The organism is Collinsella aerofaciens, from assembly GCF_039752985.1.
Taxonomy (GTDB): Bacteria; Actinomycetota; Coriobacteriia; order Coriobacteriales; family Coriobacteriaceae; genus Collinsella; species Collinsella aerofaciens_BT.
Genome location: NZ_JBDMHA010000008.1, coordinates 29,026 through 44,721, shown reverse-complemented (window position 1 = coordinate 44,721; position 15,696 = coordinate 29,026). Strand labels below are relative to the sequence as shown.

The following is a 15,696-nucleotide window of genomic DNA, read 5'->3' as shown; positions in this document are numbered from 1 at the left end:
TCGAAGAGCGTGCCGAGGTTACGCTGCGCGAGGTCACCGTGACGCCCCACGGTCGCCTGGCCGGCCAGCGTCTGCGCGACGTGCCGCAGGGCAAGCACCCGTTTATTGTGGTGATGCTTAAGCGCGACGGCCAGACGATCATCCCCGACGGCAACACCCTCATATACGCCGGCGACGAAGCCGTCATCGCCACACTGGCGTCGTAGTGACCAGGAAGTGGCTAATTTGCGACGAAGAGATCAAGCGCCTAGGAACCTCATGCCTTCGCTCGCAGATTCGGATTTGCCTGAGGAGTAAAGCACCCCTCCCCCATGTAACCATCCTGTAAATCATAGCGACGCACTCGAGTTTTACCGTGATGCGGTCGCGCCTGGCGCTGCACTGTGCTAAAGTATCCCGAACGTTCAAACGACTACGAGGGGGAACTAGAAGATGGCACGTGTGCACAACTTCTCAGCTGGCCCGGCCGCACTGCCCACAAGCGTGCTCGCCGAGATCGCCGACGAGATGATGGACTACCGCGGTTGCGGCATGTCCGTGCTCGAGATGAGCCATCGATCTAGCATGTACCAGCAGATCATCGATGACGCTGAGGCAACTCTGCGCCGCCTGCTGAGCATCCCCGACAACTACCGCGTCCTGTTTTTGCAGGGCGGCGCCACGCTGCAGTTTGCGGGCATCCCCATGAACCTCATGCGCCGTGGCCGCGCCGGCTACGTCGTGACCGGCAACTTTGCCAACAAGGCATACAAAGAAGCCGCCAAGTACGGTGAGGCCGTGCTGCTCGCGAGCTCCGAGGACACCAACTTCGACCGCATCCCCGACATGGCCGACATCAATGCGCGCATTGCCGCCGAGGCCGCAGGCGACGGGCTCGACTACGTCTACATCTGCCAGAACAACACCATCTTTGGCACCATGTACCACGAGCTGCCCAGTTGTGGCGATGTGCCGCTGGTCGCCGATGTCTCGAGCTGCTTCCTGTCGCAGCCGCTCGACGTTGAGCGCTACGGGCTCATTTACGCCGGAGCGCAGAAAAACGCCGGCGCCGCGGGCGTGACCGTGGCCATCGTGCGCGACGACCTCATCGCAGATGGCCCCGCCTTTGCGCAGACGCCGCAGTACCTGGACCTTAAGACCCAGGCCGCCAAGGGTTCCATGCTCAACACGCCCAACACCTTTGGCATCTACGTGTGCGGCAAGGTGTTCCGTTGGGTGGAGCAGACCGGCGGACTTGCCGCCATGGCCGAGCGCAACTGGGCCAAGGCCAACCTGCTCTACGACTTGCTCGAGAACAGCAAACTATTCCACGGCACCGCGCAGACAGACAGTCGCTCCATCGCCAACGTCACGTTCCGCACCGGCGACGCCGACCTCGACGCCGCCTTTGTTGCGGGCGCGGCAGAGCACCAGATCCAAAACGTCAAGGGCCATCGCCTCGTCGGCGGCATGCGCGCCAGCGTGTACAACGCAGTCACCATGGAGGACGTACAGGCGCTGGCCACGTACATGAAGGACTTCGAAGCGCAGCTTAGTTTGAGCCCGCGATCTAACTAGCCCGCAACGCGCGGGCCGATCAGCCATCTCAGACCACCCTGTATAGATCAAAACCTGCTAAGGAGTTTTCCATGCGCAAGATTAAAACCATCGATGACATTACCAAGGACGGCAAGGTCGAGTTTGGTGAGGGCTACGAGTTTGTGAGCACCGCCGAAGAGGCCGACGCCATTCTGATGCGCTCGACCGACCTGCACGGCTACGAGCTGCCCGAGGGCATCCGCGCCATCGCCCGCTGCGGCGCCGGCGTCAACAACATCCCCGTCGAGGAGTACGCCAAGAAGGGCGTCGTCGTCTTTAACTCCCCCGGCGCCAACAGCAACGCCGTTAAGGAGCTCGTCCTAGGCATGCTGGTGCTCTCGAGCCGCGGCGTGGTGCAATCAATGAACTGGGTGCGTGACAACGCCGACGACCCCGAGATTCAGGTCGATGCCGAAAAGGCCAAGAAGGCCTTTGTGGGCCGCGAGCTCAAGGGCAAGCGCATCGGTGTCATCGGCCTGGGCAACGTGGGCTCCAAGGTCGCCAACGCCTGCGTCGATCTGGGCATGGACGTCTATGGCTACGATCCGTTCATTTCCGTTGAGCACGCGTGGGTGCTGAGCCGCGAGGTGCAGCGCGTGGGCACGCTCGAGGATCTCTGCCGCGGCTGCGACTACCTCACCGTGCACGTGCCCAGCAAGGCCGACACCATCGGCATGATCAGCACCGAGCAGATTAACCTGCTGGCACCGGACGCCGTGCTCATCAACTACGCACGCGAGACCATCATTGACGAGGACGCCGTCGACGCCGCCCTGCGTGCAGGCAAGCTCAGCTGGTTTAGCTGCGACTTTGCCACTCCCAAGACCGTCAAGATGCCCAATACGTTTATCACCACGCACTCGGGCGCCGGCACCGGCGAGGCCGAGGCCAACTGCGCAGACATGGCCATCAGCGAGCTCAAGGATTACCTGGAGAACGGCAACATCGCGCACAGCGTCAACTACCCCGCCTGCAGCATGGGCAAGGCGCGCGCCGCAAGCCGCATTGCCTGCCTGCACGCCAACGTGCCCAACATGATCGGCCAGATCACGGCCATCCTGGCCAAGGACAACGCCAACGTGCAGCGTATGACCAACGAGTCCGCCGGCGAGAACGCCTACACCATGTTCGACACCGATGAGCACCTGGACAGCAGCACCATCGAGGCGCTCAAGCAGATTCCGTCGATGTATCGCGTGCGCGTGATCAAGTAGCGCCGGCTGATCTGACGGGCAGTTCCCCATGTGGCCTGCCCGTCGCTGACATTGAATGCCCGCGGGGGCGCCTTTCGCACGAGAGGCGCCCCCATTTTTGTGAGCGCTCCATTAAATGCACTGAGCCGCTTCTTGGCATACAATCTGTATGTTGACCTAACTATCTGTGAGGTGCCTATGGTTGATACAGATTTTGCTTGGCGGCTTACGCAAGGACTCGTGCGGATCGACAGTTCCGACCCAGGTGCGTATGAGGGCGAGATTGAACGCTATATCAAAGCGTTGGTTGAGGCTCAACTGGGGCGGTTGAGCCATCCGGTGCTCCATGCCGTGCAGGTTGAGGAACTCGAGGTGCTGACCGGACGCCGCAATCTCATGGTCACCGTGCCCGGTTTGAGCGACGAGGCGCGGCTGGTCTATATCTGCCACATGGATACCGTTACCTTGGGCGATGGCTGGGACGCAAACACGCCGCCACTCGGAGCGGTTGTGCGTAACGACAAGCTCTACGGCCGCGGTGCCTGCGACATGAAGAGTGGCCTGGCCTGCGCCATTGCCGCACTGGTCCATACGCTCGAGCGCGTGGCGGCGGATGGCGCGCTGCCCCGCCGCGGCTTTTCGCTCATCTGCTCGGTCGACGAGGAAGATTTTATGCGCGGCTCAGAGGCAGCCATCGATGCTGGCTGGGTCGGCTCGCGTGAATGGGTGCTGGACACCGAGCCCACCGACGGACAGATCCAGGTGGCGCACAAGGGTCGCACGTGGTTCGAGATCGAGATGACCGGCGTCACGGCGCATGCGAGCCAGCCTTGGAAGGGCGCGGATGCCGTCGCCGCCATGGCCGAGGTCGTGTGTTCGCTCCGTCGCGCGTTTGTGGCGCTGCCCGCGCACGATGAGCTGGGGCCTTCGACCATCACGTTTGGCCAAATCGAGGGCGGATATCGCCCCTACGTCGTACCCGACCGCGCCAAAGCCTGGGTCGACATGCGACTGACCCCGCCGACCGATACGGCCGCCGCGACGCGCATGGTAGAGCAGGCCATCGCCGGCGCCGAAGCCGCCGTTCCCGGTTGCCATGGCAGCTACACCGTGACGGGCGACCGCCCCGCCATCGAGCGCGACCCGAACTCTCCCCTTCTAGCAGCGCTCAAGCGTGCCGCCGATGACGTGACGGACGCGGACACGACCGTCGGCTTCTTTACCGGCTACACCGACACCGCCGTCATTGCCGGCAAGACAGACAACCGCAATTGCATGAGCTACGGTCCCGGGTCGCTCGCGCTCGCGCACAAGCCCAACGAATATGTGCCCCACGCCGATATCGTTCGTTGTCAGCAGGTGCTAATCGCGCTCGCCGATAACGTGCTCTGGGACGCGAGCGGCCAAGTTGGGGCATAATAAGCCGCGAACAAACCGACTCGTGCGTTAGGACCGCCCATGAAAGCACTTCCGTTTCCCTGCATCCGCCCGGCTCAGGACCGCGTGCTCGAGGCGCTGCCTGCAATGGGCAGCATCCTGAGCGGCAACGATGCTCTGCGCGGAGCCATTGCCGATGGTCTGATGCTCAAGGACCCGGGTGCGGCGTATTACGTGTACGAATGCTCGGGCGAGCCGGGACGTGTGACGGGTGTCGTGGCGATCTGCCCGGTTGGTGCGCTGGCGGGCGGCGACGCGGTTGCCGCCGATACGACCGCCGCTGCGCGCGCAATCGCCGACCTCAAGGTACAGCCCCGTCCCGTAACGCTTGTCTACGAAGCCTCTCCCGTCATGGATATCATCCTCGGCGCCGCAAAAGAGGGCGCTTCACTCTATGCCGTCACCGACCCCGCCGGCATTACGCACCGCGTGTGGGAGGTCAAGCGCGAGGACGCCGTCGGGGCCATCCGCGCCATGCTCGACCAGGCGCCGGAGCCGGCACTGGCCGACGACCCTGCCTACGCTGTCGCACTAGTCGAGGCATCACAGCTCCTGGCCGACGATGCACGTGCCGCCGGCACCTACACGGGCAAAGAGCCGTTCAACTTTGCCGTAGCTGCGCTCTTCCCCGCCGCGCAGGTCAGCGGCGGCGCGGCGCAGGTTCCGACGGGTCTGCTCACGCACCAGGTCGCGCGGTTCTAGCAAGACCAGACCGTCCAGCACAAAAATCGGCAGCCCAACAAACAGGGGGCGGAGATGCAGCAGGTACATGCATCTCCGCCCCTTTTGCGTCGAGAAGTTATGCCGACGACCCGTGCCGCCGCGCTCGCGTTATCCGCGCTGCGGACCCGCAGTAGCCACGAGCGGTTCAAGCCCCAGCTCGCGCGCGTAGTCTTCCTGCGTAAAGACTTCGACCAGTTCAAACGTATCGGCCGCATCGTCAAACGCAAACTGCAGCACTGAGCAGTTGCCCGGCACGCGTTCGCGCTCGTCGGCCGCCGCGCCCCGCACGTGGTCCAAAAACTCCTTGATAGCCGAGCCGTGGCTCACCGCGAGCACGCACTCGTGGTCCGGACGTCGCATAAGATCGGTTATAGTCGCCGCCATGCGCTCGCGCACCTGCATCTGGCCCTCGCCGCCAAACTGACGATAGAAATCTCGCCACGGCCGCTCGGGCATAAGCATCACGCGCTCGGCCTCAAAGTCGCCAAAGAACCACTCACGCAGACCGTCCAGGCGCTCGTACGCCAAGCCCGGCCACAGGTTGGCGATAGTCTGCTCGGTGCGATGAAGTGTGGAGGTGTAGGCATGATCGGGTTCAATGCCGCGCGCACGTAAGAACATGCCGGCACGTGCCGCCTGGTCGCATCCCAGCTGCGTGAGCGGCGAGTCACTCCAACCCTGAATAATGCGCTTAAGGTTGAATATTGTCTGCCCATGACGAACCAGATACAGGTCTTTATTCATAGGGGTCCTTTCGTTCGTTACCAATCAAGGAGCGAAAACGCACCGTCGCAATAGCCAAAATGAAGCACGGCACCGTTGTCGGGTAGCTCTCCCCCGCCAGTCACATACTCAAGAAACTCCTGGCAGGAAGAGCCGTGGGAGACTGCCAGCACACAGTCGTGCTGCGGCCTGGCCATGATGTGGGACAGCGCCGCGACCATGCGCGACTGGAGCTCGCCTTCAGACTCGCCACCAAAGGCCACCGGATAATCGCCCCAGGGCTGCGGCGGCATCTCGCGATTTGATGTACCCTCCAGCGAGCCCAAATGCCACTCGCGCAGGTCATCGACCAGCTCTATCGAGCGGCCCTCACCAGCAATTAGCTCAGCCGTATGCCGCGCCCGGCCCAACGGCGAGGAATACACACGGTCAAAGGTCACGCCACGCGCCTCAAACGCCGCGCGCGTCGCCAGCGCCTGCTCGCGCCCGCGCGCCGTAAGCGGCGAATCGTGCCCACCCTGCAAAATGTTCTGCACATTGAGCTCAGTCTGCCCATGCCGCACCAAATACAAATCTGCCACACGTCCTCCCCTCGCACCACCGCAAAGGGGACAGGTACCTTTGTGGTGGTTTACCGCCAGATCACACCGCGGTGACGCTCAGCTACACCAGTACGTCGGCAAGCGGGCGCTTGGGTACGTGGTGCACCTGCGCCTCGTCGCGCCAGTAATTAATTGAGCCGTCGGGGTTGGAATCGATCGCATCAATCACCTGCGTCTCGGCCAGAACGCCAAACGCCATGATCAGCTTGAGCTCATACTTGTCGCTATCGAGCCCCATGGCATCGATCGCGTGGGGCGTAAAGGCCTTGAACATGCAGGCAGCCACCTCGGGCGTGGCGCTGCGGGCGGCGAGCATCATCGTCTGCGCGGCAATGCCCGTGTCGACCTCGGTAATAGGAGCGGCGGGCTTGCCCGGAACGGTGCGCTCGGCAAGAATCGCGATGTAGCCGGTCGGGCGCTCGCCCTCGGCAGGACCCGACCAGTCCTTAAGCGCGCCGGCCCATGCAAGCTCGTCAAACACGCGAGCGCAGTCCTCGGAACCGCTTACCACATGAAAACGCAGACGCTGAGCATTGGCGCCGCAGGGAGCCAGGTGCGCCAGTTCCGCCAGCTCGAGCAAAAACTCGCGCGGCACGCGCATGGACTCGTCAAAGCGACGGCACGTACGGGCGCGGCGGACCAGCGCGTCAAACGTGTCCAGGCCGAGCTTTTCGCAACCTTGCTTTGCCATCGACTCCGCGCTAGACGGCGCCGCGGGAACTGTTTCGTTCATAGGGACCCCCAATTTCGGGCAATTGTTCTTAGGAAAATCTAACCTAAAACGTAGGCAATAACGAACAGGGCTGCAATGTTCTACACCTGTTGAATAGAAAATCGCGACGTGGGGAACAACGGAAACAATTCGGGGCCTTTGGGTTACGTTTCACCCTCCCCGACCCATACGTCAGCGCCTTTAGGCGATACTGGTCGTAACGATCAAGGCTTACGCCGCACGGAAAGGAGACATTATGGGCATCTTTAAGAATGATGACCAAAAATCGAGCCAGTTTGGATTTGACGAGAAAAGCATGGCAGGCAAGGCCGTCAAGGCCGTGCGCTGGATTTACGCCATCACGGGCGTCTTGGCGCTCGTCGCCGGCATCGCACTGCTGTTTGCGCCCGCCAAGTCCCTCGTCTTCTTAGCGACCGTCTTGGGCTTCTACTTTGTGATCACGGCCGCGATCAGGCTGTTTACCGCTGTTTTCGAGCCACTGCTGCCCACCGGCTGGCGCGTGACGAGCATCATCTCCAACCTACTCATTATCTTGGGCGGCGTCATAATCCTGCGCAACCAGGCCTTCTCGACCGCGACGCTCACCACGATGGTGGTTATCGTGGCCGGCTTTGGCTGGATCGTCGAAGGTGTCATGTCCATTCTGGAGTCCGAGCTTTCGTCCAACCGTGCCCTCGCCATCCTGAGCGGCGCGCTCTCCATCATCGCCGGCATGTTCGTGTTTATCTATCCGCTGTGGTCGGCCAAGATGCTCGTCATCTTTAGCGGCGCCGCACTGCTGGTGTTTGGCGTAACGCTGATTGTTCGCGCTATTCAATTTAGCAAACTGGTGCACTAGATGCCGCGAACGCTCTTTATTGATGCAGACGCCTGCCCGGTCACGCGCGAGTCAATTGACTGCGCGCGGCGGGCGGGCGTCGCCGTCGTTATCGCCGGCAACAGCACACAGAACCTGGAACGCCACATTCGCCGCGACGATCCGCGCGACGTCGAGCATGCGCGACGCGGATTTTGGGTCACGACGCTCGATGTGAGCGTGGGCGCCGACAGCGCCGACTTTGCCATTGTCGAACGCCTGCAGGCGGGCGACGTAGTCGTGACGCAGGACATTGGCTTGGCGAGCATGGTGCTCGGGCGCAATGCCGCCGCCATCGGCGTGCGCGGGCGCGTCTACGATAAGGCGACCATCGACATGCAACTGTTTATTCGCCACGAGGAAAAGAAGGTGCGCCGCGCCGGCGGTCGCACTCGCGGTCCGGCGGCATTTACCAGCGAAGACCGGGCCCGCTTTAAGCGCAACCTCACCGAGCTGCTGCGCTAACCAAGGTAGATTTTCGGGACATGCCCGGAAATCTACCTTTTTGTTTTGAGCGGTGTGAGCGCTCGGAATCCATGGCTCAACAAAAAACGGGCTTCAAAATGCCATGCGTCGCCGCATTGCGCAGGCGCCGAGCATGGCTATTTGAAGCCCATTTTTTAGGCCTACTTAGAGGCCGAAGGCGGATAGGATAAGGCCCCAGCCGGCGCCGATGACGTACATCATGACCAGGAACACGGCGTTTTCACGAGCGCTGCGGTTGGTGCGGAACAGGACAAGATAGCCCACGCCGGCGGAAATGAGCGTGCCGGCGAGCATCGGCGCCAGCTGTAGCGCGCCCTCCAGGTACAGCTGCGTAATGACCACGCTGGCCGAGCAGTTGGGGATCAGGCCGACGAGTGCCGAGCCCAAGACGGCGAGCGTCTCGTTGCCACGCAGGAACTGCTCGATCGCGGACTCTCCGAAGGTCTCGAGCACGGCAACTAGAATCAGCGTCACCAGGAAAATAAAAACCGAAACCTGCACGGTGTGCGAGATCGCGCTGCGGATAATCGACAGGACGGGCGCACCTTCGTGGGAGTGACCGTGGTCGTGCCCATGGCCGTGGTGGTGCTCATGCTCGCCTGCGTGACCGTGGTCATGGCTGTGTCCGTGGTCGCGCTCGTGTTCATCTTCATCATCATCGCAACCGCAATGGTCGCGCTCGCACAACTCGTGGATGTGGTCGGCGCTCACGCCCGCCTCGGCCACTTCATCAATGATGTCGCCCCCGGTATGGTCGTCGTGCGCGCAGTTCACATGAGCCGGATTGGCAGCGGTCCCCAGCACGGTACGGCGAATCGCCGCATGCGCGCGGGCATTACGACGAAGGCCGCGGATAGCCGCGTCCACGATAAAGCCCGTGACCAGCGCGATCAGTGCCTTCGAAGCCAAAAGCATCGCCATGGTCTGCACGGGCACCTGCTCGGCGAGCAACAGCGGCAGCATCTCATCGGAGGTCGAAAGGAACACCGCCACCAACGTGCCCAAGGTCACGACACGACCGGCGTACAGCGTTGCTGCCATGGCCGAAAATCCGCACTGCGGCACAATGCCCAGCAGCGAGCCAGCCACGGGACCCGCAGCGCCGGCGCGCTTGATAGCGCCGTTGACGCGGTCGCCCGCAACGTGCTCAAGTGTCTCGAGAGCAAGATACGTCACCAACAAAAACGGCGCCAGCGAGAGCGTGTCCTTGCCGGCGTCGAGCAGAATATCAATCAGCAAATCCATGACGGATGGAACCTTTCATGTCTTTCGGCAGCATTGCAAAAGTCCTAGCGGTCAACTAGGGTATTGTAGTTGTCCTAGGCGCGATGCCAATAGTTGCCCATGGTAAACTATCATCTCGCCACATCTCAATGAACCCGAGCCGCGCGGTGCGGCCCGTCCAAGGAGCAGTTATATGAACGTTTCACAAGCACTCGAATACGAGCGCCAGCCGTTTATTCCCATGTTTATCTATGGCGATCACGGCGCCATGGAGTCCGAGCGCCAGAAGGGCGAGGAGGCCCTTAAGGTGCTCGAAACCGAGTACTTTACCGCCGAGGGCGACCCCAGCTTCGACTTTGCCACCGTGCGCGACCTGGCTGACCGCAACCGCGACCTGTGCGACCAGATTGGCGAGGCACGCCTGCGCAACGTGACGCCCGCGACGCTTTCGCGCGGCCTGTCCGATGCCGACACCTGCGCCGCCATCGGTAAGATGCAAAAGCGCACCGCCGCGTCGGTCATGCGCGAGATCCGCGGCGACCGCGACGCGCTCGGCGTGGCCTACGCCCGCAAGCCCATCCAGGGCACCGTGCTCGGTATCGACATCGAGACCACCGGCCGTGCACCCGAGCGCGGCTATATCATCAACGTGGGCTGGGAGATCATGGATCTCACCAGCGACGCCGTGCCGCATGACGCCGAGGCACACTACTGTGGCCTGCCCGACATCTACCGCGGCGAGGATGTGCCGTTGTCGAATATCCACCACATCACCTGGGACGACATTGACGGCAAAAAGCCGTTCCGCGAGAACAAGGAATTGCAGAAGCAGCTGCTCAAGCTTATGAAGAAATACCCGTACATGGCGCATAACGCCGCGTTCGAGGACAGCTGGTTCAAAATTCATCTGGACGGTTACGCCGAGGCACGCCGCGCCGGCAAGATTATCGTCATCGACTCGCGCCAGATCTGCCGCAGCCTGGATGCCGACGTCCGCTCGCTCCCCCGCGAGTCCGCGCCCGCCGCGCTCGAGAACTGGGCCCGCCGCCGCGGCACCCTCGCCGCCGACGCCAACGAGCAGCACCTGGGCCTCGACGACACCGACCTCATGCTCCGCACCGTCCAAGCCGAGTTCAACCTCAAGAACCTATTCGCGAAATAACCGATCCATCTGCGGGAGCGCCTGCCAGGCACAGCGCAATCCGTCTGGGCACACCGACACGCAGTAAACTAGGGCGCAGCCTTATGGCTGCACCCTAGTTTTCATCAAAACGAGCAAATACGCGTGCTTCACATAGTCGGCAGGTTGGCCCACCTACATTTTTCGAGTTGTTCGGCCAGCTGAACCACTAGTCAAGGCCCCTTGAACCGCAATCGAAGCTAAAATCGCCTTAATTTCGCAACCAAGCCCCATAAATCTACCTGAATCAATTCGAATAGGACGTTGCGATCGCACCATTTGTATAGGATAAGGCCGAATAACTCAAATTATGTTGGTGAGGCATCTGAGCGGTCGGCAAAAACGCTTAGAAGCTACGAATCCGCAACTAAAGTTCATCAAAAAGGGGCAGCCGGCAGAAACCTCCCCAGCCAAAGCTGCTCCCTCAATACGACAGCTCAAAAACCCACCGTTCGCAGAAGATAAGCCGCGCCCCAATACCGTTGCCCGAAGTTTCGGGCGTATGCGGCGTCCGCTATGCCATCATGCGCGTATGGGAATCATTCTGTCACATACCACGGCACGCGCTGTATACCAAACAGCCAACTCGCTCGCAAGCTACGCGACCGGTCCCATACCTATGGAAAAGATCAGGGTGTCTGCGCCGACCACGTCCGACCTGGAAGCGGCACGAGCATGGCTCAACAGAAAGAATGTCGATTCTGAACGTATCCATGTGCTGACGTTTTCCAATAATGCCAAAAGGCACCGCAAGGGCTGCATCTGCCACTGCACGCGCTATACGTTTGATGCAGAAAGCTACCTAGAACTCGAGCCGAACGTCTACATCGTCGATATCAAGCTGTGCGCGTTAGAAGCAACAGCCGACCTCAACCTTTCGGAGCTCGTTGAGTATTACTTTGAAATCTGCGGCTCCTACGCGCTTGGAACGTCCGACGAAACTCAATATCGCGAGCGCCCAGCCCTAACCAGCGTTGAAGAGCTCAGAGCCTTCTTTTCAGAGGCACCGGGGTATCGTGGATCTAATAAAGCACTTAAGGCACTTTCTTATGTACACGAAGGCTGTCGCTCCCCACTCGAAACGGCGTTTGTCATGATGCTGACAATGCCCAAGTCAATGGGTGGCTTAGCCATACGCGCTATCAAAACGGATTATCCGATCCCAGTCCCCAAAAGATACGCCGCCCTAACGCGACGGACGGTTTTCTACCTCGACGCGCTGCTCGAAAATTCGATGACCGATATCGAATACAACGGCTTTTACCACGACGAACCCGAGCAGCAATCAATTGACGAGGAGCGCCGAAACACGCTGCGAAACATGGGATATGCCGTTATCACAGTTAATCGTCATTCGTTTTTCAAGCAGTCCGCTTTTAAACGGGTCATGGAAGCGATTCGCATTCGCGAGAAGATATGGCCCGGTCGACTCCCGGATAACTTCGCCATCCTGCAAGAAACTCTTCGTCAATTTGTCTTGCGGCGCTACTTCGAATACGGTCGCCGCGTCCTGGAGACACTCAAAGAAGAAGAGGCCGCCAAGCGCGAAATTGCAAGCCAATATCCGCAAGCTGATGACCCGAGCATCAACGATGTGCCCGAACCCGACGACATGCAACACGTCGGGGCCCTTGCTGAGGAAATCAATGGGGCTTGGGAATGCGACATGTTCGCAAAAATCGATGAAAACCGCACGGAAGACGACACGATTATTGATCTAATTGAGAATTCGCTCTTCTAAAGGCGATCTCTGCGGATGTCCACCTACATTTTTCGACTTATTCGGCCACCGATGTGCCAGATTGGCTGCAGCAATGCTCAATATAACTTTAGATAAAACTGATTCTGCAGAAACTCCCGTAGAGGAAGAACTGATTCTCGCGGTATTTGACACGATAAAGTACAAATATGAACAGTTCTAATGCTTCTCAAGGTGGCTTTCTTAGCATGCTAGCCGAACATCTCGAAATATGTTGGCGAGCATTGCGTCGATGTCTCCCAACCCACAGAAAATCGCAGAGGCGGCAAGCAGTCATCGAAATTAACGCAAATTGTATTGACATATGAACATACACTCATATAATCGAAAGCAAGTTATATGAGCGCATGTTCATATGAAAGGATATTGCAATGAGCATCCGCGTTGATGAAACGAAACCCGACATCGAGGCCACCGAACCCGCGATCCCCACCACCTGCTCGCCCGAGGACCTTCCCGACGAGGAGCTTCTCTACGACCTCGCCGACCTGTTCAAGGTCTTCAGCGACACCACGCGCATCAAGATCCTTTACGCCCTCATGGGCCGCGAGCTCTGCGTGGCAGACATCGCCGAAGCGACCGAAACCTCGCAGTCCGCGGTGTCGCACCAGCTGCGCACACTCAAGCAGTCGCACCTGGTTAAATTCCGGCGCGACGGGCGCAATATCCTATACTCGCTCGCCGACGACCACGTCTACACCATGCTCAACCAGGGCATGAGCCACATCTGCGAATAGCAGCCAACCACGGTACCAGCGCGGCCTGCACCCAAGCCGCAAAAACGGGAAAGGAACCCACCATGAAAAAGCAGTACAAGCTCGATGAGATCGATTGCGCCAACTGTGCGCGCGAGCTTCAGGACGAGCTGGCCAAGCTCGAGGGCGTCAAATCCGTGTCCGTCAACTTTATGACCCAGAAGCTGACGCTCGAGGCCGATGACGCCGAGTTCGACGAGGTCCTCGACCGCGTTGTGGAGTTCACCGCCGACGCCGAGCCGGACTGCGAGATCATTCTCTAGCCAAGGTTTACGCCAACCTGCAAGGCCGCGCTTGCTGCGGCCTTTGCTCGCGAAATTATATGAGCGAGTGTTCATACATTCAAATGGGAGGTTTGAATCATGGCAGCTGCCGATCCCAAAAAGAAAAAGAAGAGGCGCAAGAAGAAGGAGTCCCTTGAGCATAAGCGCAACCGCATCCTGGTAGCGCTGGGCATTTTTGCCGTGGTGTACGCCCTCGATGAGTTCGGCACCCTTACCGCCGCATTCGGCACCCCGGGCGACATCTACGCCAGCTTTGTGCTGTTCCTCGTGCCGTTTTTGATTGCCGGCTACGACGTACTGCAAAAGGCATTCAATAACATCCGCCGCGGCAAGGCCTTCGACGAGAGCTTCCTCATGGCCGTCGCGACCATCGGCGCGTTTGCCATGGTGCTCTTCCCCGATACCGACCCGCACATGGCCGAAGGCGCCGCCGTCATGCTGTTCTACCAGGTCGGCGAGCTGTTTCAGGCGTACGCCGTGGGCAAGAGCCGCAAGTCGATCAGTGCCATGATGGACATCGCGCCCGACTACGCTAACGTCGAGCAGCCCGACGGCACACTCGAGCAGGTCTTCCCCGATGACATCGCCGTCGGCACCGTGATCGTGGTCAAGCCCGGTGAGCGCGTGCCTATCGACGGCGTCATCGTCGAGGGCGAGACACAGCTCGATACCGCCGCCCTTACCGGAGAGTCGGTCCCCCGCCCGGCCAAAACTGGAGACGATATCATCAGCGGCTGCATCAACATGACGGGTCTCCTCCACGTGCGCACCACCAAGCCCTTTGGCGAGTCCACCGTCGCGCGCGTCCTGGAGCTCGTAGAAAACGCTAGTGAGAAGAAGGCACGCACTGAGAACTTCATCACGCGCTTTGCCCGCATCTACACGCCCGCCGTCACCGGCGCTGCCGCGGTGCTCGCGCTCGGCGGTGGCCTGGTCACCGGCGCCTGGTCCGACTGGATCCTGCGCGGCCTGACCTTCCTCGTCGTCAGTTGCCCATGCGCGCTCGTGATCAGCGTGCCGCTCAGCTTTTTTGGCGGCATCGGTGGCGCATCCAAGCTGGGCGTCCTCATCAAGGGCTCTAACTACCTCGAGACGCTCGCGGATGTGGACACCGTCGTCTTTGACAAGACCGGCACGCTCACCAACGGCACGTTTTCGGTCGTGGCGGTACACCCCGAGGCAGGCTATACCGAGCAGTCGCTGCTCGAAGTCGCGGCCCTTGCCGAGTCATTCTCCGACCATCCCATCGCGCATTCGGTACGCACCGCCTTCCAGGGCGAGCTCGATCCCAAACGCGTAAGCGACTCCACCAATGACGCGGGCCATGGCGTGACGGCGATTATCGACGGCAAGCGCGTCATCGTCGGCAATGCCAAGATGCTTGCTGTGGCCGGTATCGAAGCGCCCAATTGCGAGATCGTCGGCACCATCCTCCACGTGCTGGTCGATGATACGTACGCCGGCCACATCGTAATTGCCGACACCATAAAGACCGATGCCGAGCAAACGATTCGCGACCTGCACGCCGCCGGCGTCAAGCGCACCGTCATGCTCACGGGCGACCGTGAGGAGGTTGCGGCGTCTGTAGCCAAGCAACTCGGTCTCGACGAGTTCCACGCGCAGCTGTTACCGGGTGATAAGGTCGAGCGTGTCGAGGCGCTGCTTGCAGCAGAATCGGGCAAGGGCAAGCTCGCCTTTGTAGGCGACGGTATCAACGACGCACCCGTGCTTACCCGCGCAGACGTTGGCATCGCCATGGGCGCTATGGGCTCGGACGCCGCAATTGAGGCGGCGGACGTCGTGCTCATGGATGACAAGCCGTCCAACATCTCCCGCGCGATCCGCGTGGCGCGCAAGACCATGTCGATTGTTTGGCAGAACATCATCTTTGCGCTGGGCATTAAGTTGCTGATTCTGGTGCTTGCGGCACTGGGCATCGCCAACATGTGGCTTGCTGTGTTCGGCGACGTGGGCGTGGCGATTATCGCCATCCTGAATGCCATGCGCGCGATGGGTGTCAAGAACCTGTAGCGTTCGTGGGCTGTCCGGCCGGGACCGGGCTTGGTTTTGAAAACGTCCTCGCGCATGAGGCCCGTCTTTCCTGCTCCTGCGGAGCAACGGAAAGGCGGGCCTCGCGCTGTGGAGTGTTTTCAAAACCAAACC

General features: G+C 60.5%; 16 protein-coding genes. 12 read left to right on the top strand and 4 right to left on the bottom strand.

Annotated features, from left to right (window positions below):
- The 5 genes from ABHR76_RS02115 to ABHR76_RS02095 all read left to right on the top strand — a co-directional run.
- The coding region (locus ABHR76_RS02115; protein ID WP_346976691.1) for a TrkA C-terminal domain-containing protein at positions 1-206 on the top strand (206 nt) is incomplete at its 5' end.
- Between the two features lie 226 nt (positions 207-432).
- Positions 433-1,557, top strand: a complete 1,125-nt coding sequence (gene serC / locus ABHR76_RS02110; protein WP_346976690.1) for a 3-phosphoserine/phosphohydroxythreonine transaminase — start codon at positions 433-435, stop codon at positions 1,555-1,557.
- A gap of 71 nt (positions 1,558-1,628) precedes the next feature.
- Entirely contained in the window at positions 1,629-2,792 is a 1,164-nt protein-coding gene (locus ABHR76_RS02105) for a phosphoglycerate dehydrogenase (protein ID WP_118259326.1), read from the top strand.
- 177 nt (positions 2,793-2,969) lie between these two features.
- Positions 2,970-4,190 (top strand): M20 family metallopeptidase, encoded by a 1,221-nt coding sequence (locus tag ABHR76_RS02100; protein WP_196032781.1) that lies wholly within the window; start codon positions 2,970-2,972, stop codon positions 4,188-4,190.
- A 39-nt stretch (positions 4,191-4,229) separates the two neighbouring features.
- Positions 4,230-4,910, top strand: coding sequence for a DUF1015 family protein (locus ABHR76_RS02095; protein WP_196032784.1), 681 nt, complete (start codon positions 4,230-4,232; stop codon positions 4,908-4,910).
- 129 nt (positions 4,911-5,039) lie between these two features.
- On the opposite strand, the gene ABHR76_RS02090 is transcribed toward ABHR76_RS02095, so the two are convergent.
- The 3 genes from ABHR76_RS02090 to ABHR76_RS02080 all read right to left on the bottom strand — a co-directional run bounded on the left by ABHR76_RS02090 (position 5,040) and on the right by ABHR76_RS02080 (position 6,989).
- Complete coding sequence (locus ABHR76_RS02090) at positions 5,040-5,675, bottom strand: histidine phosphatase family protein (protein ID WP_117746716.1); 636 nt, start codon at positions 5,673-5,675, stop codon at positions 5,040-5,042.
- A gap of 17 nt (positions 5,676-5,692) precedes the next feature.
- Complete coding sequence (locus ABHR76_RS02085) at positions 5,693-6,235, bottom strand: histidine phosphatase family protein (protein WP_117746717.1); 543 nt, start codon at positions 6,233-6,235, stop codon at positions 5,693-5,695.
- 82 nt (positions 6,236-6,317) lie between these two features.
- On the bottom strand, positions 6,318-6,989 hold the full coding sequence (locus ABHR76_RS02080; protein WP_346976689.1) for a nitroreductase family protein: 672 nt from the start codon (positions 6,987-6,989) through the stop codon (positions 6,318-6,320).
- Between the two features lie 235 nt (positions 6,990-7,224).
- On the opposite strand from ABHR76_RS02080, the gene ABHR76_RS02075 reads away from it, so the two are divergent.
- Both ABHR76_RS02075 and ABHR76_RS02070 read left to right on the top strand, forming a co-directional pair.
- A complete protein-coding gene (locus tag ABHR76_RS02075) occupies positions 7,225-7,827 on the top strand; it encodes an HdeD family acid-resistance protein (RefSeq protein ID WP_346976688.1) in 603 nt (200 codons plus the stop codon).
- Complete coding sequence (locus ABHR76_RS02070; RefSeq protein WP_346976687.1) at positions 7,828-8,310, top strand: YaiI/YqxD family protein; 483 nt, start codon at positions 7,828-7,830, stop codon at positions 8,308-8,310.
- Between the two features lie 165 nt (positions 8,311-8,475).
- Here the strand turns inward: ABHR76_RS02070 and ABHR76_RS02065 are convergent, their stop codons facing one another.
- Positions 8,476-9,576 (bottom strand): putative manganese transporter, encoded by a 1,101-nt coding sequence (locus ABHR76_RS02065; protein WP_195361775.1) that lies wholly within the window; start codon positions 9,574-9,576, stop codon positions 8,476-8,478.
- Between the two features lie 172 nt (positions 9,577-9,748).
- Here ABHR76_RS02065 and ABHR76_RS02060 point away from each other — a divergent pair, with 172 nt between their 5' ends.
- The 5 genes from ABHR76_RS02060 (at position 9,749) to ABHR76_RS02040 (ending at position 15,564) form a co-directional block, all read left to right on the top strand.
- A complete protein-coding gene (locus ABHR76_RS02060; protein WP_117639708.1) occupies positions 9,749-10,717 on the top strand; it encodes a 3'-5' exonuclease in 969 nt (322 codons plus the stop codon).
- A gap of 652 nt (positions 10,718-11,369) precedes the next feature.
- Positions 11,370-12,476 carry a hypothetical protein gene (locus tag ABHR76_RS02055; RefSeq protein WP_117746720.1) on the top strand — a complete coding sequence of 369 codons (1,107 nt, stop codon included), beginning with the start codon at positions 11,370-11,372 and terminating at the stop codon, positions 12,474-12,476.
- A 389-nt stretch (positions 12,477-12,865) separates the two neighbouring features.
- A complete protein-coding gene (locus ABHR76_RS02050) occupies positions 12,866-13,231 on the top strand; it encodes an ArsR/SmtB family transcription factor (protein ID WP_055285819.1) in 366 nt (121 codons plus the stop codon).
- A gap of 62 nt (positions 13,232-13,293) precedes the next feature.
- Positions 13,294-13,512 carry a cation transporter gene (locus ABHR76_RS02045; RefSeq protein WP_195445857.1) on the top strand — a complete coding sequence of 73 codons (219 nt, stop codon included), beginning with the start codon at positions 13,294-13,296 and terminating at the stop codon, positions 13,510-13,512.
- Between the two features lie 99 nt (positions 13,513-13,611).
- Entirely contained in the window at positions 13,612-15,564 is a 1,953-nt protein-coding gene (locus ABHR76_RS02040) for a heavy metal translocating P-type ATPase (protein WP_346976686.1), read from the top strand.
- The last annotated feature ends 132 nt before the right edge of the window (positions 15,565-15,696 follow it).